Annotated in this window: 19 protein-coding genes; all 19 read right to left on the minus strand. The window is 69.5% G+C overall.

From position 1 onward, the window contains the following. Positions 1-10: 10 nt before the first annotated feature. The 19 genes from ACFYX3_RS00125 to rho all read right to left on the minus strand — a co-directional run bounded on the left by ACFYX3_RS00125 (position 11) and on the right by rho (position 18,613). The gene (locus ACFYX3_RS00125; protein WP_376589619.1) at positions 11-457 is read right to left on the minus strand and encodes a DUF2550 domain-containing protein; all 447 of its coding nucleotides are present in this window, start codon (positions 455-457) and stop codon (positions 11-13) included. A gap of 146 nt (positions 458-603) precedes the next feature. After that, on the minus strand, positions 604-978 hold the full coding sequence (locus tag ACFYX3_RS00130; RefSeq protein ID WP_389006522.1) for a F0F1 ATP synthase subunit epsilon: 375 nt from the start codon (positions 976-978) through the stop codon (positions 604-606). Positions 979-1,091: 113 nt separating this feature from the next. Further along, complete coding sequence (gene atpD, locus ACFYX3_RS00135; RefSeq protein WP_352028397.1) at positions 1,092-2,534, minus strand: F0F1 ATP synthase subunit beta; 1,443 nt, start codon at positions 2,532-2,534, stop codon at positions 1,092-1,094. Beyond that, entirely contained in the window at positions 2,534-3,451 is a 918-nt protein-coding gene (locus tag ACFYX3_RS00140; protein WP_389006526.1) for a F0F1 ATP synthase subunit gamma, read from the minus strand. Before ACFYX3_RS00140 ends, atpD begins: the two co-directional genes overlap by 1 nt. A gap of 20 nt (positions 3,452-3,471) precedes the next feature. After that, the gene (atpA, locus tag ACFYX3_RS00145; protein ID WP_116158819.1) at positions 3,472-5,067 is read right to left on the minus strand and encodes a F0F1 ATP synthase subunit alpha; all 1,596 of its coding nucleotides are present in this window, start codon (positions 5,065-5,067) and stop codon (positions 3,472-3,474) included. A gap of 152 nt (positions 5,068-5,219) precedes the next feature. Then, positions 5,220-6,035, minus strand: a complete 816-nt coding sequence (locus tag ACFYX3_RS00150) for a F0F1 ATP synthase subunit delta (protein WP_389006529.1) — start codon at positions 6,033-6,035, stop codon at positions 5,220-5,222. Continuing rightward, complete coding sequence (locus ACFYX3_RS00155; RefSeq protein ID WP_376589631.1) at positions 6,032-6,568, minus strand: F0F1 ATP synthase subunit B; 537 nt, start codon at positions 6,566-6,568, stop codon at positions 6,032-6,034. The genes ACFYX3_RS00150 and ACFYX3_RS00155 overlap by 4 nt, the downstream gene beginning before the upstream one ends. A gap of 55 nt (positions 6,569-6,623) precedes the next feature. Further along, a complete protein-coding gene (locus ACFYX3_RS00160) occupies positions 6,624-6,848 on the minus strand; it encodes a F0F1 ATP synthase subunit C (RefSeq protein ID WP_116158821.1) in 225 nt (74 codons plus the stop codon). A 75-nt stretch (positions 6,849-6,923) separates the two neighbouring features. Further along, entirely contained in the window at positions 6,924-7,757 is an 834-nt protein-coding gene (gene atpB, locus ACFYX3_RS00165; protein WP_389008034.1) for a F0F1 ATP synthase subunit A, read from the minus strand. A 210-nt stretch (positions 7,758-7,967) separates the two neighbouring features. Beyond that, entirely contained in the window at positions 7,968-8,381 is a 414-nt protein-coding gene (locus ACFYX3_RS00170; protein WP_389006533.1) for a hypothetical protein, read from the minus strand. Positions 8,382-8,645: 264 nt separating this feature from the next. After that, a complete protein-coding gene (locus ACFYX3_RS00175; protein WP_389006536.1) occupies positions 8,646-9,953 on the minus strand; it encodes an MraY family glycosyltransferase in 1,308 nt (435 codons plus the stop codon). A 107-nt stretch (positions 9,954-10,060) separates the two neighbouring features. Then, the gene (glyA, locus tag ACFYX3_RS00180; protein WP_382662450.1) at positions 10,061-11,308 is read right to left on the minus strand and encodes a serine hydroxymethyltransferase; all 1,248 of its coding nucleotides are present in this window, start codon (positions 11,306-11,308) and stop codon (positions 10,061-10,063) included. A gap of 195 nt (positions 11,309-11,503) precedes the next feature. Then, a complete protein-coding gene (locus tag ACFYX3_RS00185) occupies positions 11,504-12,151 on the minus strand; it encodes a protein-tyrosine-phosphatase (RefSeq protein ID WP_389006540.1) in 648 nt (215 codons plus the stop codon). Then, entirely contained in the window at positions 12,148-12,795 is a 648-nt protein-coding gene (locus ACFYX3_RS00190; protein WP_382662448.1) for an L-threonylcarbamoyladenylate synthase, read from the minus strand. The genes ACFYX3_RS00185 and ACFYX3_RS00190 overlap by 4 nt, the downstream gene beginning before the upstream one ends. 34 nt (positions 12,796-12,829) lie before the next feature. Next, positions 12,830-13,675 carry a peptide chain release factor N(5)-glutamine methyltransferase gene (gene prmC, locus ACFYX3_RS00195; RefSeq protein ID WP_352028391.1) on the minus strand — a complete coding sequence of 282 codons (846 nt, stop codon included), beginning with the start codon at positions 13,673-13,675 and terminating at the stop codon, positions 12,830-12,832. 66 nt (positions 13,676-13,741) lie between these two features. Further along, on the minus strand, positions 13,742-14,818 hold the full coding sequence (gene prfA, locus ACFYX3_RS00200; RefSeq protein ID WP_388845157.1) for a peptide chain release factor 1: 1,077 nt from the start codon (positions 14,816-14,818) through the stop codon (positions 13,742-13,744). 98 nt (positions 14,819-14,916) lie between these two features. Further along, positions 14,917-15,138: a 50S ribosomal protein L31 gene (gene rpmE / locus ACFYX3_RS00205; protein WP_015036196.1), complete on the minus strand. Its 222-nt coding sequence runs from the start codon at positions 15,136-15,138 to the stop codon at positions 14,917-14,919. Positions 15,139-15,283: 145 nt separating this feature from the next. Then, positions 15,284-16,378 (minus strand): LCP family protein, encoded by a 1,095-nt coding sequence (locus ACFYX3_RS00210; protein ID WP_389006546.1) that lies wholly within the window; start codon positions 16,376-16,378, stop codon positions 15,284-15,286. Between the two features lie 210 nt (positions 16,379-16,588). Continuing rightward, positions 16,589-18,613, minus strand: a complete 2,025-nt coding sequence (rho, locus tag ACFYX3_RS00215; RefSeq protein WP_389006549.1) for a transcription termination factor Rho — start codon at positions 18,611-18,613, stop codon at positions 16,589-16,591. Positions 18,614-18,920: the final 307 nt, after the last annotated feature.

Here is an 18,920-nt window from a genome sequence, read left to right on the forward strand (position 1 = left end):
TCTTCATGCCTCAGGCCACATTCACCCGTTGCCCCGGAGGCGCCGCCTCCAGCCAGGCCATGAAGCCCGTCCGGGCGTCCTCGCTCATCGCGAGCTCCAGGCGGACGCCCTCGTACATACAGGGCTGGATCACGGAGTCGGAGAGCAGCGCGAGCTCCTCCTCGCCCTCCGGCATCCGGCGCTCCAGGGCCACGATGGAGGCGCGCTCCAGGATCCGGCGCGGGCGGGGCGAGTACGAGAAGACACGGAACCAGGCGATCTCGTCACCGCTGTAGCGGGCGACGCCGTACACCCAGCCCTTGCCGTTCGGATCCGGCTCGTCGGGCAGGTCCCAGCGGAGCGAACAGTCGAAGGTGCCGCCGGCGCGCTGGATCAGTCTCCGGCGCAAGCCGAAGACGAAGAGCCCGATCACCACCAGTGCGACGACGATGCCGCACACGAGCAGAGCGAGGAACATCTTCACCGACCTCCTCGCTGCGTCCCGTAGCCGGCACGGCCGGCAGAACCGAATACAACCTGCATCTGCATCGCCTCAGCCGCGACACGCTCCGGAGTATTCCGGACCGTGCCGCGGCTGAGGGCACTCCTACTCGGCGCGGACCGTTAGTGGACCGCTACCGCGCGCAGCCGGACCTCGGCGCGCCGCTCGGCGGCGGCGTCGGAGTCCGTCTTCGCACGCTCCAGCGCGCGCTCGGCGCGCTGGGCGTCGATCTCGTCCGCCAGCTCGCAGATCTCCGCGAGCAGAGACAGCTTGTCGTCGGCGAACGAGATGAATCCGCCGTGGACGGCGGCGACGACGGTCGCGCCCTCGCTCGTACGGATGGTCACCGGGCCCGACTCCAGCACACCGAGCAGCGGCTGGTGGCCGGGCATGACGCCGATGTCGCCGGAGGTGGTACGCGCGATGACCAGGGTGGCCTCGCCGGACCAGACACTCCGGTCCGCGGCGACCAGCTCGACGTGCAGCTCAGCAGCCAAGGGTGGCTCCTCGGGTCACCACCCGGCGGTCGTGCCGGGTGTTGGGGTCAATTCTAGGGGGCGTGGAGAGGGGGACGGGACGGGATCCCGTCCCCCTCGGGCGAGCACGAGGCTCAGGAGACGCCGAGCTCCTTGGCGTTGTTCTTGAGGTCCTCAAGGCCACCGCACATGAAGAACGCCTGCTCCGGGAAGTGGTCGAACTCACCGTCGCAGATCGCGTTGAACGCGGCGATCGACTCGTCGAGCGGAACGTCCGAACCGTCCACGCCGGTGAACTGCTTCGCCGCGTGGGTGTTCTGGGACAGGAATCGCTCGACACGGCGGGCGCGGTGGACAGTGAGCTTGTCCTCCTCGCTCAGCTCGTCGATACCGAGGATCGCGATGATGTCCTGGAGGTCCTTGTACTTCTGCAGGATTCCCTTGACGCGCGTGGCGGCGTCGTAGTGGTCCTGCGCGATGTAGCGCGGGTCCAGGATCCGGGACGTGGAGTCCAGCGGGTCCACGGCCGGGTAGATGCCCTTCTCGGAGATCGGACGGGAGAGAACCGTCGTCGCGTCGAGGTGGGCGAAGGTGGTCGCCGGCGCCGGGTCGGTGAGGTCGTCGGCGGGGACGTAGATCGCCTGCATCGAGGTGATCGAGTGACCACGGGTCGAGGTGATGCGCTCCTGGAGGAGACCCATCTCGTCGGCCAGGTTCGGCTGGTAACCCACCGCGGAGGGCATACGGCCGAGCAGGGTCGAGACCTCGGAACCGGCCTGCGTGAAGCGGAAGATGTTGTCGATGAAGAACAGCACGTCCTGCTTCTGCACATCGCGGAAGTACTCCGCCATGGTCAGGCCGGCGAGGGCGACACGGAGACGGGTGCCCGGGGGCTCGTCCATCTGGCCGAAGACAAGGGCGGTCTTGTCGAGGACGCCCGAGTCCTCCATCTCCGCGATGAGGTCGTTGCCCTCACGCGTACGCTCACCGACACCGGCGAACACGGAAACACCCTCGTGCAGCTTCGCCACACGCATGATCATTTCCTGGATCAGAACGGTCTTGCCGACACCGGCACCACCGAACAGACCGATCTTTCCACCCTTGACGTACGGGGTGAGAAGGTCGACGACCTTCAGGCCGGTCTCGAACATCTCGGTCTTCGACTCGAGCTGGTCGAACGCCGGGGCCTTGCGGTGGATGGACCAGCGCTCGCCGACCTCGGACTCGGCCTCGGGCTCGTTCAGGATCTGGCCCAGCGTGTTGAACACGCGACCCTTGGTGACGTCGCCGACGGGCACGGTGATGCCGTCGCCGGTGTCGACCACGGGGGCCTGGCGGACCAGACCGTCGGTGGGCTGCATCGAGATGGTGCGGACGATGCCGTCACCGAGGTGCTGCGCGACCTCGAGGGTCAGCGTCTTGAGCGCGCCCTCCTCGGCCGGGTCGGCGACCTGCACGTGCAGGGCGTTGTAGATCTCCGGCATCGCGTCGACGGGGAACTCCACGTCGACGACCGGGCCGATGACCCGGGCGACGCGGCCCGTGGCGGCGGCCGTCTCAACAGTGGTCGTCATTACTTGTCACTCCCCGCGGTCGCGTCGGCCAGGGCTGCGGTGCCACCGACGATCTCGCTGATTTCCTGGGTGATTTCGGCCTGGCGGGCCGCGTTGGCAAGTCGGGAGAGGTTGTTGATCAAGTCTCCCGCGTTGTCGGTGGCCGACTTCATCGCGCGGCGCGTGGCGGCGTGCTTGGAGGCAGCCGACTGGAGCAGCGCGTTGTAGATCCGGCTCTCGACGTAGCGCGGCAGAAGGGCGTCGAGGACGTCCTCCGCCGACGGCTCGAAGTCGTACAGCGGACGGAGGGTGTCCGGCTCGCCGGCCTCCTTCGCCACCTCGTCGAGGCTGAGGGGCAGCAGCCGGGCCTCGATCGCCGTCTGGGTCATCATCGAGACGAACTCGGTGTAGACGATGTGGAGCTCGTCCACACCACCCTCGGCCGTGTCCTTCTCGATCGCCTCGATCAGCGGTGCCGCGATCTTCTTGGCGTCCGCGTACGTGGGCTCGTCCGTGAAGCCGGTCCACGTGTCGCTCAGCTTCCGCTCACGGAAGTTGAAGTGCGCGACACCACGGCGGCCGACGACATAGATGTCGACCGCGCGGCCCTCGCCCTCCAGCTTCTTGATGAGCTGCTCCGCCGCCTTGATGGCGTTGGAGTTGAAGGCACCGGCCAGACCGCGGTCGCTCGAGAGGAGCAGGACCGCGGCACGGCTCGGGTTCTCCGCCTCGGTGGTCAGCGGGTGCTTGTCGTTCGCACCCGTGGCCACCGCCGTGACCGCGCGCGTGAGCTCGGTCGCGTACGGAGTCGACGCCTGCACCTTGCGCTGCGCCTTGACGACACGCGAGGCGGCGATCATCTCCATCGCCTTGGTGATCTTCTTCGTCGCGGTGACGGATTTGATGCGACGCTTGTAGACCCGGAGCTGCGCTCCCATGAGTCAGGTCCCTTCCGTCGTCACTTCGAGACGTTGACGGCGGGAGCGTCCGCGCCGAGCAGCTTGCCGTCAGAGGTCTCGAACTGCTGCTTGAACTCCGCGATGGCGTCGGCGACGGCCGTCAGGGTGTCGTCCGACATCTTCTTGCCCTCACGGATGGAGGTCATGAGACCGGAGTGGTTCTGGCGGAGGTACGCCAGGAGCTCGGCCTCGAAGCGACGGATGTCGGCGACCGGGACGTCGTCCATCTTGCCGGTGGTGCCGGCCCAGACCGAGACGACCTGGTTCTCCGTGGGCATCGGCTGGTACTGAGCCTGCTTGAGCAGCTCGACCATGCGCTGACCACGCTCCAGCTGCGCCTTCGAGGCCGAGTCCAGGTCGGAACCGAAGGCCGCGAAGGCCTCGAGCTCACGGAACTGGGCCAGGTCCACGCGGAGGCGGCCGGCGATCTGCTTCATGGCCGGGTGCTGGGCGGAGCCACCGACTCGGGAGACCGAGATACCGACGTTCAGGGCCGGACGCTGGCCGGCGTTGAACAGGTCGGACTCCAGGAAGCACTGGCCGTCGGTGATGGAGATGACGTTGGTCGGGATGAACGCCGAGACGTCGTTGGCCTTCGTCTCGACGACCGGCAGACCGGTCATCGAGCCCGCGCCCAGCTCGTCCGAGAGCTTCGCGCAGCGCTCGAGGAGACGGGAGTGCAGGTAGAAGACGTCACCCGGGTAGGCCTCACGGCCCGGCGGGCGGCGCAGCAGCAGCGACACGGCGCGGTAGGCGTCGGCCTGCTTCGACAGGTCGTCGAAGACGATCAGGACGTGCTTGCCCTGGTACATCCAGTGCTGACCGATGGCGGAACCGGTGTACGGCGCCAGGTACTTGAAGCCGGCCGGGTCGGACGCCGGGGCGGCGACGATCGTCGTGTACTCGAGCGCGCCGGCCTCTTCCAGGGCGCCGCGAACGGACGCGATGGTCGAGCCCTTCTGGCCGATGGCGACGTAGATGCAGCGGACCTGCTTGTTCACGTCGCCCGAGCGCCAGTTGTCGCGCTGGTTGATGATCGTGTCGACGCACAGCGCGGTCTTGCCGGTCTGGCGGTCGCCGATGATCAGCTGACGCTGACCACGGCCGACCGGCGTCATGGCGTCGACGGCCTTGTAGCCGGTCTCCATCGGCTCGTGCACCGACTTACGGGCCATAACGCCCGGGGCCTGCAGCTCGAGGGCGCGGCGGCCCTCGGTCGCGATCTCGCCGAGACCGTCGATCGGGTTACCGAGCGGGTCGACGACGCGACCCAGGTAGCCCTCACCGACACCGACGGAGAGGACCTCGCCGGTGCGCTGCACCGACTGTCCCTCCTCGATGCCGCTGAACTCGCCGAGGACGATCGCGCCGATCTCGCGCTCTTCGAGGTTCAGCGCGAGACCGAGGGTCCCGTCCTCGAACTTCAGCAGCTCGTTCGCCATGGCCGAGGGAAGACCCTCGACCTTCGCAATGCCGTCGCCGGCCAGGCTGACCGTGCCGACCTCCTCGCGCGAGGCCGCGTCCGGCTGGTACGACTGGACGAAGGTCTCCAGTGCGTCCCGGATCTCCTCCGGCCGGATCGTGAGCTCCGCCATCTGGGTTCCCTGCTCTCCTTGTTGGGCCCGAAGTTTCTTAAGGGGTCTGGGGGCCGACCCCCAGGAATCTTCTGCAATCTCTGCACGGCCCAACCGGGCCGCTGGTGATGCTGTGTTGCTGTACTGCCTTGGTGCTGCTGTGGTCGCTGCCGTCAGCCGGCCAGTCGACGGGTCGCCTCGGCGAGGCGCTCCGCGATGGAACCGTCGATGACCTCTTCGCCGACGCGCACCGTGATCCCGCCGAGGACCGCGGGGTCCACCTCGAGGTTCAGGTGCATCTCGCGGCCGTACAGCTTCGCCAGTACGGCACCGAGTCGCTGCTTCTGCCGGTCCGACATCGGAACGGCCGAGGTGACGACGGCGACCATCCGGTCCCGGCGCGCCGCGGCGAGCTTGGACAGGGACTCGAGTCCCGCTTCCAGGCTACGTCCCCGGGGCTGGGTCACCAGACGGACGACCAGACGCTCGGTGGTCGCGTAGACCTTGCCGCCGAGCAGGCTGCGGAGCAGCGTGCTCTTGGCGGTGGCCGTGGCGGCCTTGTCCGTCAGCGCCGAGCGGAGCTCGTTGCTGGAGGACACGATGCGGCCGAACCGGAACAGCTCGTCCTCGACGTCGTCGAGAGCGCCCGCCTTCTGCGCCGCGGTGAGGTCGGCGATGTTCGCCAGCTCCTCGGTCGCGTCGACCAGGTCGCGCGAGCTCGACCAGCGGGAACGGACCATGCCCGAGATCAGGTCGACGGTCGCACCGCCCACCTGACCGCGCAGGAGTCGCTGCGCGAGCTCGGCCTTGGCCTCACCCGGCTGGGCGGGGTCGGTCAGGACCCGGCGCAGCGACACCTCGCGGTCGAGCAGCGCGGTGACAGCCGCCAGCTCGTCCGCGAGCACGCCCGCGTCGACCGACGTGCTGTCGGTCAGCGCGTCGAGCGCCTCACGGCCGGCGGCCAGTGCCTCGCGGCTCGCTCCGTTCATCGGCCGGCCTCTGCCTTCTCCTCAAGCTCGTCGAGGAAACGGTCGATCGCACGGCTCTGGCGGGCGACGTCCTCGAGGGACTCCCCGACCAGCTTGCCGGCCAGGTCCGTGGCGAGCTTGCCGACGTCCTGACGCAGCGAGGTGGCCGCGGCCTTGCGGTCGGCCTCAAGCTGGGCGTGACCGGCGGCGATGATCTCGTCGCGCTGGCGCTGGCCCTCCGCCCTCATCTCCTGGATGATCGCGGTGCCCTGCTCCGTGGCCTCCTGACGAAGGCGGGCGGCCTCGTGGCGGGCCTCGGTGAGCTGGGCCCGGTACTGCTCGAGCACGCTCTGGGCTTCGGCCTGAGCAGCGTCGGCCTTCTCGATGCCACCCTCGATGGCCTCGCGGCGCTCTTCCAGAACCTTGTTGATGTTCGGGAGGAGCTTCTTGGCGAGGAAACCGAAGACGATGGCAAAGGCGATCAGACCGATGACCACCTCGGGCCACGGCGGAATGAGGGGGTTCTCCTTCTCCGCCTCTTGCGCCAGGATCATGGCGAGGTTCACATCAGTGCCTTTCGTCTAAAGAGGCTGGTCGTCGCAGTTCGTCTTAGTAGACGAACGGCATGACCATGCCGATGAGGGCGAGCGCCTCACAGAAGGCGAAACCGAGGATCTGGTTGGCGCGGATCAGACCGGCGGCTTCGGGCTGACGGGCCAGGGCCTGGGTGCCGTTACCGAAGATGATGCCGACGCCGACGCCGGGGCCGATCGCCGCGAGGCCGTAACCGACCGAGCTGAGGGAACCGTCGACAGCAGCAAGGGTCTGGGACATGCCAGTTCTTCCTTCTCTTTCACGGACCGGTGGGGGTTGGCCACCGGACGAATGGGGGGCTTGTGGAGAGGACGCTCAGTGGTGCTCGGCGAGCGCGCCCTGGATGAAAGTGCAGGCCAGGAGGACGAAGACGTACGCCTGGACGGCCTGGACGAAGAGCTCGAAGCCGGTCATCACGACGACCATGACGAACGAGACACCCGCGTAGGCGATGCCGATACCGTTCAGCAGGTACCAGGAGGCGATCGTGAAGAGCAGCAGCAGCGTGTGACCCGCGAACATGTTCGCGAAGAGTCGCACGGCGTGGGTGAACGGCCGCAGGATGACGTTCGAGAGGAACTCGATGAACATGACGAGCGGGAGGATCGGGCCGAGCGACTTGTCGTAGCCCGTCAGGTTCTTCAGGCCTCCGACGAAGCCGTGACGCTTGAACGTCAGGCTCATCCAGAGGATGTAGACGAGGCCCGCGAGAGCGGCCGGGTAGGCGATGATCGCCGTCACCGGGAACTGGGCGATCGGGATGATCGACCAGAGGTTCAGCATCCAGACGAAGAAGAAGATGGAGACCATCAGGGGGACGTACTTCTCCCCCTCCTTCTTGCCGAGGGTCTCGTACACGATGCCGCGGCGCACGAAGTCGTAGCCGGCCTCGGCGGTCATCTGCAGCTTGCCCGGGATGAGCTTGGGCTTGGCGAAGGCCGCCCAGAAGAAGCCGACGACGATGATCGAGCCGAGCAGCGCAAGGAGCATCGGCTTGTTGAAGTAGAAGCCGTCGGTGTCGCCCCAGATCGGCTCGAACAGGAACGAGTGCAGACCCGGGCCTGGGAAGCCGCATCCGTCGAAGATGTGGCAGTCGGTCTCGAAAGCGAGCACCTGAGTCGGGTCAGCACTCACCGCGGGCTCCTTCAGCGTGGCGCATAGGTACGGCAACCTCGTTGTGTCGGCGCGGCGCGCAGCCGCGGTTCGGCACTGGACTGGTCTTACGGATAAGGGGGCGGCTGGTGGGCATCGAGCCTCGCGCTGCGAAAGGCGCCGGTTCCGATGCCTGCGTCCGCAGTGCCGCAGTTGGCATCGGACGATAGCAGGAAGCCGGAGGGACCTTTACGTCGGCCCTACCTTTCACTGCTTCGACCCCGTGTTCTTGGGGTCGACGTAGAACGTCTTGGCCTTCATGTGCGCCCGGGCCTGCGCAGCGGCCCACACCACGGTTGCCGCGATCAGCGAGAAGGCGAAGGCCTTGAAGTCGAACAGCGTCGTCTTCTTGAACAGGGCGAGGAGAGCGAAGAGCAGCAGCAGCTGGGCCGCGTACAGCATCATTCCCATCGCCGTGAACAACTGCGGGAGGTTCTTGGCCGTCCGCTGGAGGACGAACAACCCGGTCCCCATGAAGATGAGCACGACCAAGGTGCCGATCCCTGCGCCGAGAGCGCCCTTCCCACCGGCGACGACGCCACTGATCACCGTGGCGATGACGCCGACGGCGGCAGTGGGTACGACAGCCGAGAGGAGGAGGCGAACGTCGCTGGAAGGCATGGCGGTGTCTCCGCTTGCTTGGAGGGGGTGGTGATGGTCGTCAGGGACGAGCGTAAGCCCGGTCCGAGATGGGCCTCGGGGCCAACAGACCGTCGCACTACGGTCTTTCGGCACTGTCGCCGGGTCTCGTGAACCGTATCACAAACTATTTGAATAGGTCTTTACCCGTAAGGTGTGCAAACAGTCACACATGAGAGTGACTCCGCGCGTGTGTGCGCGACACGGGGTCACCTTGTCTGGTATTGGCCCCGGATGGGGCTTTCGTCAACCGCGCGCCCCGGCCTTACTCCGGTCGGTGAAGCGCGAACGGTGACCGATGGCGGTCGCCCCGTTGACCCCGGCGGGCACGGGTTCCCGCTCCTCCTCGACCACGCCCTCGGCCTCGGCGGGCACGGCGGGCGGCTTGCGGCGCCGGTAGCGGGGCGGGACGACCGACTGGGCCCAGCGCGGGGCACGCGGCGTGAAGCGCGGCAGCAGGAGCAGCACCAGGCCGATCGCACTCAGCGCGACGACGCCGAGGACGATCCACATCGAGGTCGAGTGGACCGAGTAGGCCAGCGTGCCGAAGGCGATCAGCGCCGACCAGAAGTACATGATCAGCACCGCGCGGCTGTGCGAGTGCCCGATCTCCAGGAGCCGGTGGTGCAGGTGGCCGCGGTCGGCCGCGAACGGCGACTGGCCCTTCCACGTACGGCGCACGATCGCCAGGACCAGGTCCGCCATCGGGATCGCGATGATCGTCAGCGGCAGCACGAGCGGGATGAAGACCGGCAGGGCGGCGTGCGTGGCCTGACGGGTCGAGCCCTCGAAGATCTTCAGCGCGTCCGGATCGACCTGGCCGGTGATCGAGATGGCGGAGGCCGCCAGGATCAGGCCGATCAGCATCGAGCCCGAGTCACCCATGAAGATCCGCGCCGGGTGCATGTTGTGCGGGAGGAAGCCCAGGCACATGCCCATGAGGATCGCGGCGAAGAGCGTCGCGGGGGCGGCCGCCTCGATCGTGTAGCCGTACCAGAGGCGGTACGCGTACAGGAAGAAGGCCGCGGCGGCGATGCAGACCATGCCGGCGGCGAGGCCGTCGAGGCCGTCGACGAAGTTCACGGCGTTGATGGTGAGGACCACCAGGGCGACCGTGAGGAGCGTGCCCTGCCAGGGGGTCAGCGCGACCGTGCCGACGCCGGGGATCGGCAGCCACAGGATCGTCAGACCCTGCGCGACCATCACGCCCGCCGAGATCATCTGCGCGCCCAGCTTGATGAGCGCGTCCAGCTCGAACTTGTCGTCGAGGACGCCGATCAGCCAGATCAGCGCGGCGCCGGAGAGCAGCGCGCGGGGCTCGTTGGACTGCTCGAAGACGCTGTTCAGGTTCTGCAGGTGGTCGGCGACGAGGAGTCCCGCGCACAGCCCGAAGAACATGGCGATGCCACCGAGCCGCGGAGTCGGTTCTCGGTGTACGTCGCGGGCGCGGATCTCCGGCATCGCGCCGGTCGCGATGGCGAACTTCCGCACCGGACCGGTGAGCAGATAGGTCACCGCGGCCGTGACACAGAGCGTCAGCAGGTAATCACGCACGGGCTGCCCCACAGGAATCGCTGGCCATCTCAGCCCCACACCCTAGCCGTGCCGTCCATGTGCTTGGAGACATCGGGGTGGCCCGAACGGTTGCGCTCGGCCTCCGGTCAGCGCCCATACGGGGGAAATCGGGAGGTCAGCTCCCGTACTTCCGCGCGTACCCGGGCCGTCTCCCCCGGGTCGTCTCGCAACGCCACGGTGAACAACGCCGCAATTCTCGCCATCTCCGGGGAGCCCATCCCCTGCGTCGTGACGGCGGCCGTGCCGAGCCGGATCCCACGCCCTTCCCCGTACGGCAGGGCGCAGGTGTCGAGCACCATGCCGGCGGCGGCGAGCCGGGAGCGGGCGGTCCGCCCGTCGACGCCGAGCGGCGCGGGGTCGGCGGTGATGAGGTGGGTGTCCGTCCCTCCGGTGGTCAGCGCGAAGCCCTCGGCGGCGAGGGCGGCCGCGAGGACCTTGGCGTGCTCGACCACCTGATGGGCGTACGCGGTGAACGCGGGCGTGGACGCCTCGCCGAAGGCCACCGCCTTCGCCGCGATCGTGTGCATCTGGGCGCCGCCCTGCGTGAACGGGAACACCGCCCGGTCGATCCGGCCCGCGAGCTCCCCGCCGCACAGGATCATGCCGCCGCGGGGCCCGCGCAGCACCTTGTGCGTGGTCGCGCAGACGACGTCGGCGTACGGGACGGGGCTGGGCGCCGCTCCCCCGGCGACGAGCCCGATGGGATGAGCGGCGTCCGCGATCAGGTACGCCCCGACCTCGTCGGCGACCTCCCGGAACACGGCGTAGTCGAGATGCCGCGGATAGGAGATCGACCCGCAGACGATCGCCTTGGGCCGGTGGTGGCGGGCGAGCGCGGCGACCTGCTCGTAGTCGACGAGCCCGGTCTCGGCGTCGACGCCGTAGGGCACGAAGTCGAACCACCGCCCGGAGAAATTGGCGGGCGAACCGTGGGTGAGGTGCCCGCCGTGGTCGAGCCCCATGGCCAGGACCGTGTCACCGGGCCTGAGAAGGGCCGCGTACGCCGCCAGGACGGCCGAGGAGCCGGAGTGGGACTGCACGTTCGCGTGCTCGGCTCCGAAGAGCGCTGTGGCCCGCTCGACGGCGATCCGCTCGACGGCGTCCGCGTACTCGCAGCCGCCGTGGTGCCGGGCGCCGGGATAGCCCTCGGCGTACTTGTTGGCGAGCGGCGAACCGAGCGCGGCGAGCACCGCCGGCGACATGAAGTTCTCGGCGGCGATCAACTGCAGACTGTCGGCCTGCCGCCGCACCTCACCGAACAGCACATCGGCGACCTCGGGGTCCTGCCGGCGCAGGACGTCGAGTTCCTCATCGGGGGGCGCGGTGACGGACATGGACGACTCCGGACGTGGAGGGATGTCAGCACCAATGTAGGCAGCCGCGCCTCACCCCGCCTCCCGAACGTCAGCGCGCGGCGGAGACGCCCGACCCAATCCCCGACGCCCCCCTCGCACCACTCGGCCCCGAGAGGGCCTCCCGGGCTTCGGGACGCTGCGGCGGCCTCCGACCGCCGGACATGACCCGGGCCGTCAACGCTTGGCCGAGACGCCCGTCAGCGCCGTGACCACCGGATCCAGCGCCTGGTTGATCTCGTCGCCGATCGAGCGGAAGAAGGTGATCGGGGCGCCGTACGGGTCGTTCACCTCGTCCGCGTCGACCGACGGGGCCAGGAGCCACCCGCGTAGAGCTGCGGCCGCGCGGACCAGGGCGCGGGCGCGTTCCACCATGCCCTCGTCGCGCGGGTCCGGGAGCGTGGCCGGGTCGATCGCGCGGACCAGGCGGGTGAACTCCTTCAGGGTGAAGGTGCGCAGGCCCGCCGAGTGGCCCATCGAGATGACCTGCGCGCGGTGGTCGCGGGTGGCCGTCAGGACGAGGTCGGCGCGGATGACGTGCTCGTCGAGGAGCTCGCGCCCCACGAAGCCGCTGTAGTCCGCGCCGAAGTCGGCGAGGACCAGTTCCGCGTTGGTCTCCATGGGGGCGCCCTCGTGGCCCCAGGTGCCCGCGCTCTCCACGATCAGGCCGCCGCCGAGGGGGTCGCCGAGGCGGTCGCTCAGGGCATGGCGGGTCAGCCGCTCGGTGATCGGCGAGCGGCAGACGTTGCCGGTGCTGACGTGGAGGATGCGGAAGGTGTCGCTGTCTTCGTGCCCCGCTATGCCACGCCCCTCAGGGGCGGTCAACTGGCCACCTCGAGGTCGGGTACGACCTTCCGGAGCTCCTCCGGGGACAGCGCGCCCTCGCGCAGCAGCACCGGCACCTTGCCCGTGACGTCGACGATGGACGAGGGGACGAGGCCGGGGATCGGGCCGCCGTCGAGGTAGACGGAGACGGAGTCGCCGAGCATGCCCTGCGCCGCGTCGCAGTCCTCCGGCGCCGGGTGGCCGGTGAGGTTGGCCGAGGTCACGGCCATCGGCCCGACCTCGGTGAGCAGTTCGATGGCGACGGGGTGCAGCGGCATCCGGATGGCGACGGTCCCCCGGCTGTCGCCGAGGTCCCACTGCAGCGACGGCTGGTGCCGGGCGACGAGGGTGAGCGGGCCGGGCCAGAAGGCGTCGACGAGCTCCCAGGCCTGCTCCGAGAAGTCGGTGACGAGCCCGTGGAGGGTGTTCGGGGAGCCGATGAACACGGGCGTGGGAACGTTGCGGCCGCTGCCCTTGGCGGCGAGCAGGTCCCCGACGGCCTCGCCGCTGAAGGCGTCCGCCCCGATCCCGTACACGGTGTCGGTGGGAAGCACGACCAGCTCGCCCCGGCGGACGGCGGACGCGGCCTCGCGCAGACCGGTCGCGCGGTCGGTCGACTCGTTGCAGTCGTATCGCCGTGCCATCAGTTCCCGTCCTCCTCGTTCACGTCGTGCTTGCTCATGGCATCGCCTTGCGGGCGGTCGCGAACCGCGGCCGGTTGTTGAGGTCCGGGTGGTCGGCGGCGTCGGCCCAGCCCGCCTCCTCGTTGAAGATCCACGGGACCTGCCCGCCCTGGGTGTCGGCGTGCTCGATGACGACGAGGCCGCCGGGGCGGAGGAGACGGTGGGCGGTGCGCTCGATGCCGCGGATGGTGTCGAGGCCGTCCTCGCCGGAGAAGAGGGCCATCTCCGGGTCGTGGTCGCGGGCCTCGGGCGCCACGTACTCCCACTCGGTGAGCGGGATGTACGGCGGGTTGGAGATGACCAGGTCGACCTGGCCGTCCAGCTCGGGCAGCGCGGTGAGCGCGTCGCCCTCGTGCAGCACGACGCGGGAGCCCTCGACGTTCTTGCGGGTCCACGCGAGCGCGTCCTCGGACAGCTCCACGGCGTGCACCCGCGAGCGCGGCACCTCCTGGGCGAGCGCGAGGGCGATCGCCCCGGAGCCGGTGCACAGGTCGACGATGAGCGGTTCGACGACGTCCATGGCGCGTACGGCGTCTATGGCCCAGCCGACGACCGACTCGGTCTCCGGGCGGGGCACGAAGACGCCGGGCCCCACCTGGAGCTCCAGATAGCGGAAGAACGCCCGGCCGGTGATGTGCTGGAGCGGCTCGCGGGCCTCTCGGCGGGCGACGGCCTCCCAGTAGCGGGCGTCGAAGTCCGCGTCCTTGACGTTGTGCAGCTCCCCCCGCTTGACGCCGTGCACGAACGCGGCGAGCTCCTCGGCGTCGAAACGCGGTGAGGGAACGCCGGCGTCGGCCAGCCGCTGGGTGGCCTGGGCCACCTCGGCAAGCAGCAGGTTCACGCTGGTCCTCCGTGGTGCGGGGTGGGGCTTGAGGGGGGCCTTACGCTGCGACGGACTTCGCCCGCCTTACGCTGCGGCGAGCTTCGCCGCCGAGTCGGCGTCGACACAGGCCTGGATCATGGCGTCCAGGTCGCCGTCGAGGACCTGGTCGAGGTTGTAGGCCTTGAAGCCGACGCGGTGGTCCGAGATCCGGTTCTCCGGGAAGTTGTACGTACGGATCTTCTCGGAGCGGTCGACGGTGCGGACCTGGCTGCGGCGGGCGTCGGCGGCCTCGGCCTCGGCCTTCTCCTGGGCGGCGGCGAGAAGACGGGAGCGCAGGATGCGCATGGCCTGCTCCTTGTTCTGGAGCTGGCTCTTCTCGTTCTGGCAGGAGGCGACGATGCCGGTCGGCAGGTGGGTGATGCGGACGGCGGAGTCGGTGGTGTTGACCGACTGGCCGCCGGGGCCGGACGAGCGGTAGACGTCGATGCGCAGGTCGTTGGCGTGGATCTCGACGTCGACCTCCTCGGCCTCGGGCGTGACGAGCACGCCGGCGGCGGAGGTGTGGATGCGGCCGGCGGACTCGGTGGCGGGCACGCGCTGGACGCGGTGCACCCCGCCCTCGTACTTCAGCCGGGCCCAGACGCCCTGGCCGGGCTCCGTGGCGCCGTTGCCGCCCTTGGTCTTCACGGCGACCTGGACGTCCTTGTAGCCGCCCAGCTCGGACTCGGTGGCGTCGATGATCTCGGTCTTCCAGCCGACGCGCTCGGCGTACCGCAGGTACATCCGGAGGAGGTCGCCGGCGAAGAGGGCGGACTCGTCGCCGCCGGCTCCCGCCTTGATCTCCAGGATGACGTCCTTGTCGTCGCTGGGGTCGCGCGGGACGAGGAGCAGGCGGAGCTTGTCGGTGAGCTCCTCGCGCTGCTTCTCGAGTTCCTTGACCTCGGCGGCGAAGTCGGGGTCGTCGTGCATCAGCTCGCGCGCCGTCTCGATGTCGTCACCGGTCTGCTTCCAGGAGCGGTAGGTGGCGACGATCGGGGTCAGCTCGGCGTAGCGCTTGTTGAGCTTGCGCGCGTTGGCCTGATCGGCGTGGACCGAAGGGTCCGCGAGCCTGGTCTCGAGGTCGGCGTGCTCGCCGACCAGTTCCTCGACCGCCTCGAACATCGGGGGCTCCTGGGTTTTCGTGGGTTGCTACGGGACGGCAAAGCGCCGGTCCCGGCCACCCCCGCACGGGGGCAGCCGAAGACCGGCGCAGTGGCTCGCTACTTGGCGGAGCCGGCAGCCTTGCCGAAGCGGGCCTCGAAGCGGGCCACGCGGCCGCCGGTGTCGAGGATCTTCTGCTTGCCCGTGTAGAACGGGTGGCACTCGGAGCAGACCTCGGCACGGATGGTGCCCTCGGTCAGGGTGCTACGAGTGGTGAACGACGCGCCACAGGTGCAGCTGACCTGGGTCTCGACGTACTCGGGGTGGATCTCGCGCTTCAAGGTGTCTCCTAGTTTCGGGAGGGCTCCGGGTCGCCGCCGCGGGTTGCGGACAGCGTGAACCGGGGCCGACGTACCAGTCTGCCAGGGACCGGCCGCATCTCCCAAAACGGGGGTCGGGCCGGAGGTATTCCCGGGTTCCCGCCGGCTATCTGACGAGGCCGCCGGCCTGGCCCGTGGCGGTGTCCTTCGTGGCCGACGCGGGGATCGGGAGGTCGCTCTTGAGGGCCTTCCAGACCTGCCGGGCCTGGGCGTCGAGGGGGACGACGCGGTTCGGGTCCCGGGGGTCGTACCGGACGGGCAGCGTGACCATGTGGACGTTGCCCGCGGAGATGCCGGAGAGGCCCTTGGCGAAGCCCATCAGCTTCTGGACCGAGTCGAGCTCGGAGTCGGGCGTGATGGCCTTGGTGGCGGCGTCGGCGAGGCCGTACAGCTTGGTCGGGTCGGTGAGGACGCCGACGCCCTTGACCTGCTCGATGAAGGCCTTCATGAAGGCCTGCTGGAGCTGGATGCGGCCGAGGTCGCTGCCGTCGCCGACGCTCTTGCGGGTGCGGACGAGGCCGAGGGACTGCTCGCCGTCCAGGGTGTGCGTCCCCGGGGCGAGGTCGAGGTGGCTCTTGGAGTCCTTGATGGCCTTCGTGGTGGTGATCTCGACGCCGCCGAGCTCGTCGATGAGCTTCTTGAAGCCGGTGAAGTCGACCTCGATGTAGTGGTCCATGCGGATGCCGGACATCGACTCGACGGTCTTGACGGCGCAGGCGGGGCCGCCGACCTCGTACGCGGTGTTGAACATGGCCCGCCGCTCGCCGGGGACGGCGGTCCCCTGGGTGTCGGTGCAGGAGGGCCGGGTGATGAGGGTGTCGCGGGGTATGGAGACCACGCTGGCCTTCTTGTGGCCCTCGTAGACGTGCACGACCATCGCGGTGTCGGAGCGGGCGCCGCCCTCGTCCTTGCCGTAGGCGCCGTTGTCGCCGGAGCGGGAGTCGGAGCCGAGGACGAGGATGTCGAGGGAGCCGTTGTCGACGTCGTCGGGGCGCTCCTTGCCCAGTTGGGCGTTGATGTCGACGCCCTGGAGGTTGCCGTCGAGCTTGAGGTAGACGTAGCCGAGGGCGGCGCCGCCGAGGACGAGGACCGCGGCGGCCCCCGATATGAGAACGGGCGCCTTGCGCCGCCTGGCGCGCTGCTTGCGGCGGGTGCCGCTGCCGGCGCCGCGGGCGCGGCCGCCCTTGTTCTGCTCGGTCATCGTCTTCCCTCCCTCGGCCCTTGGATTCACCTTCAGTGACGGCTCTGCACCCGAAAGGGTTGCACAGCGGACCGTGAGGTTTGCGTGAGCTCTGCCCGGAAACGGCACTGCGCCCACCGTGCGGGGCACGGTGGGCGCAGCGGTTCACGCAGGTCACGACGGGGTTACGGGACCGGGGTCCGGATCTCGTCGTGTGACGCGGCTCTCGCGTCAGTCGTTGTTGCCGGCTCCAGGGGTGGTCTTCTGGATCTGGAGCAGGAACTCGCCGTTCGACTTGGTCTGCTTCATCTTGTCGAGGAGCAGCTCGATCGCCTGCTGCTGGTCGAGCGCGTGGAGCACGCGACGCAGCTTCCAGGTGATGGAGAGCTCGTCGCTGCCGAGGAGGATCTCCTCCTTGCGCGTGCCCGAGGCGTCGACGTCGACGGCCGGGAAGATGCGCTTGTCGGCGAGCTTCCGGTCGAGCTTGAGCTCCATGTTGCCGGTGCCCTTGAACTCCTCGAAGATCACCTCGTCCATGCGCGAGCCGGTGTCGACCAGCGCGGTGGCCAGGATGGTCAGCGAGCCGCCGTCCTCGATGTTGCGCGCGGCACCGAAGAAGCGCTTCGGCGGGTAGAGCGCGGTCGAGTCGACACCACCGGACAGGATGCGGCCGGAGGCGGGCGCCGCGAGGTTGTACGCGCGGCCCAGACGGGTGATCGAGTCGAGCAGGACGACCACGTCGTGACCCAGCTCCACGAGGCGCTTGGCGCGCTCGATGGCCAGCTCGGCGACGGTGGTGTGGTCCTCGGCCGGGCGGTCGAAGGTCGAGGAGATGACCTCGCCCTTGACCGACCGCTGCATGTCGGTGACCTCTTCCGGACGCTCGTCGACCAGGACGACCATCAGGTGGCACTCGGGGTTGTTGTGCGTGATCGCGTTGGCGATCGCCTGCATGATCATGGTCTTGCCGGTCTTCGGCGGGGCCACGATCAGACCGCGCTGGCCCTTACCGATCGGCGACACGAGGTCGATGATGCGGGTGGTGAGCACACCCGGGTCCGTCTCCAGGCGGAGGCGGTCCTGCGGGTACAGCGGGGTCAGCTTGTTGAACTCCGGGCGGCCGCGGCCGGAGTCGGCGGCCATGCCGTTCGCGGAGTCCAGGCGGACCAGCGCGTTGAACTTCTCGCGGCGCTCGCCCTCCTTCGGCTGACGCACGGCGCCGGTGACGTGGTCACCCTTGCGCAGGCCGTTCTTGCGGACCTGGGCGAGGGAGACGTACACGTCGTTCGGGCCGGGCAGGTAGCCGGAGGTCCGGATGAACGCGTAGTTGTCGAGGATGTCCAGGATGCCCGCGACGGGGATCAGGACGTCGTCGTCGGCGACCTGCGGCTCGCCGGCCTGGAAGTCGTCACGGCCACGACGGCCACGACGGTCGCGGTAGCGCCCGCGACGCCCGCGGCGGCCGCCCGCCTCGTCGTCGTAGTCGTCCTGCGGACCGGCCTGCTGGCCGCCCTGCTGCTGGCTCTGGCCGCCCTGGCCCTGGCCCTGGCCGCCCTGGCGCTGGCGCTGGCCGCCCTGGCCGCCGCCCTGCTGCTCGTCGCCCTTGCGGTCGCGCTGACGGTCGCGGCGGTCGCGGCGGTCGCCGCGCTCCCCGCGGTCACGGCGGCTGCGGCCCTCGGCGCCGTCGACGGCGGCCTCGGCCTTGGCGTCGGCCTGCGGCTCGGCCTTGACCTCGCGGGTCTCGGTGCGGGCCTCGGTCTTGACGACCTGGGCGGCCTCGGCCTTGGCCTCGCCCTCCGGCGAGCCGGCGGGCGCGGTGGCACGGCGGCGTCGGCGCTCGCCGGCCGGGGCGTCGTCGGCGGCGGGCTGGCCCGGGATGTCGATCTGCTGCTGGGCGACGGCCTTCTCGGCCTTCTCCGCCTTGGGCGCGGCGGCCTCGGCGGTCTCGCCCGTGCGGGCCTTGGAGGTGGTGCGGCGCTTCGGCTTGGTCTCGGCGGCGTCGGCGGTCTTGGCGGGGGCGGCGGAGCCTCCGGCCTGCGCCTCCTTGATGACCTCGATCAGCTGGCTCTTGCGCATGCGCGCGGTGCCCCTGATGCCGAGGCCGGACGCGACCTGCTGCAGCTCGGCCAGGACCATGCCCTCGAGGCCGGTGCCGGAGCGGCGGCGCCGTGCGGTGCCGGTGGCACCTGCGGCGGGCGCGGCGGTGTCGACACTGTTGTCGGCAGTCACGCCCATCAGATCGGTGGTGTCGCTCACGAAGGGTCCTTCCCTGGAGCGGACGTCGGCCTTCTGGCTCGGCGACCGGTTGTGCTGTCCGGCAGGGTCCTGGTTCGTGGACCGTGTCCGGGGCGGTGGTCCCGCCGGGTACGGCGGAGAGAGAACGTGCTGTGGGTCCGGCCCGAGCGCCCCCTGCTCGGCCCTCGGCTCGAAAGAAGAGCGAGGGGTGTCGTGCCGGTTCCGGAGCGTGCTCGAAACTGCTCAGGCAGGCTGCTCAGGCAGTTGGGGAGGCTCCCGGAAGAATGGGTGGTCCCTGATGGGGACACTCCGCACCGCTCCACAAAGA

The sequence above is a fragment of the Streptomyces sp. NPDC002463 genome (assembly GCF_042889835.1).
Classification (GTDB): Bacteria; Actinomycetota; Actinomycetes; order Streptomycetales; family Streptomycetaceae; genus Streptomyces; species Streptomyces nymphaeiformis.

Bases quoted from the DNA above. Each gene is read 5' to 3' on its own strand.
- glyA (WP_382662450.1), bottom strand. From the start codon at position 11,308: ATGTCCGTCACCGCGCCCCCCGATGAGGAACTCGACGTCCTGCGCCGG.
- ACFYX3_RS00210 (WP_389006546.1), bottom strand. From the start codon at position 16,378: ATGACCGAGCAGAACAAGGGCGGCCGCGCCCGCGGCGCCGGCAGCGGC.
- ACFYX3_RS00190 (WP_382662448.1), bottom strand. From the start codon at position 12,795: ATGGCACGGCGATACGACTGCAACGAGTCGACCGACCGCGCGACCGGT.
- ACFYX3_RS00155 (WP_376589631.1), bottom strand. From the start codon at position 6,568: ATGATCCTGGCGCAAGAGGCGGAGAAGGAGAACCCCCTCATTCCGCCG.
- ACFYX3_RS00125 (WP_376589619.1), bottom strand. From the start codon at position 457: ATGTTCCTCGCTCTGCTCGTGTGCGGCATCGTCGTCGCACTGGTGGTG.
- atpD (WP_352028397.1), bottom strand. From the start codon at position 2,534: ATGACGACCACTGTTGAGACGGCCGCCGCCACGGGCCGCGTCGCCCGG.
- ACFYX3_RS00150 (WP_389006529.1), bottom strand. From the start codon at position 6,035: ATGAACGGAGCGAGCCGCGAGGCACTGGCCGCCGGCCGTGAGGCGCTC.
- ACFYX3_RS00170 (WP_389006533.1), bottom strand. From the start codon at position 8,381: ATGCCTTCCAGCGACGTTCGCCTCCTCCTCTCGGCTGTCGTACCCACT.
- atpA (WP_116158819.1), bottom strand. From the start codon at position 5,067: ATGGCGGAGCTCACGATCCGGCCGGAGGAGATCCGGGACGCACTGGAG.
- prfA (WP_388845157.1), bottom strand. From the start codon at position 14,818: ATGTTCGAGGCGGTCGAGGAACTGGTCGGCGAGCACGCCGACCTCGAG.
- ACFYX3_RS00140 (WP_389006526.1), bottom strand. From the start codon at position 3,451: ATGGGAGCGCAGCTCCGGGTCTACAAGCGTCGCATCAAATCCGTCACC.
- ACFYX3_RS00160 (WP_116158821.1), bottom strand. From the start codon at position 6,848: ATGTCCCAGACCCTTGCTGCTGTCGACGGTTCCCTCAGCTCGGTCGGT.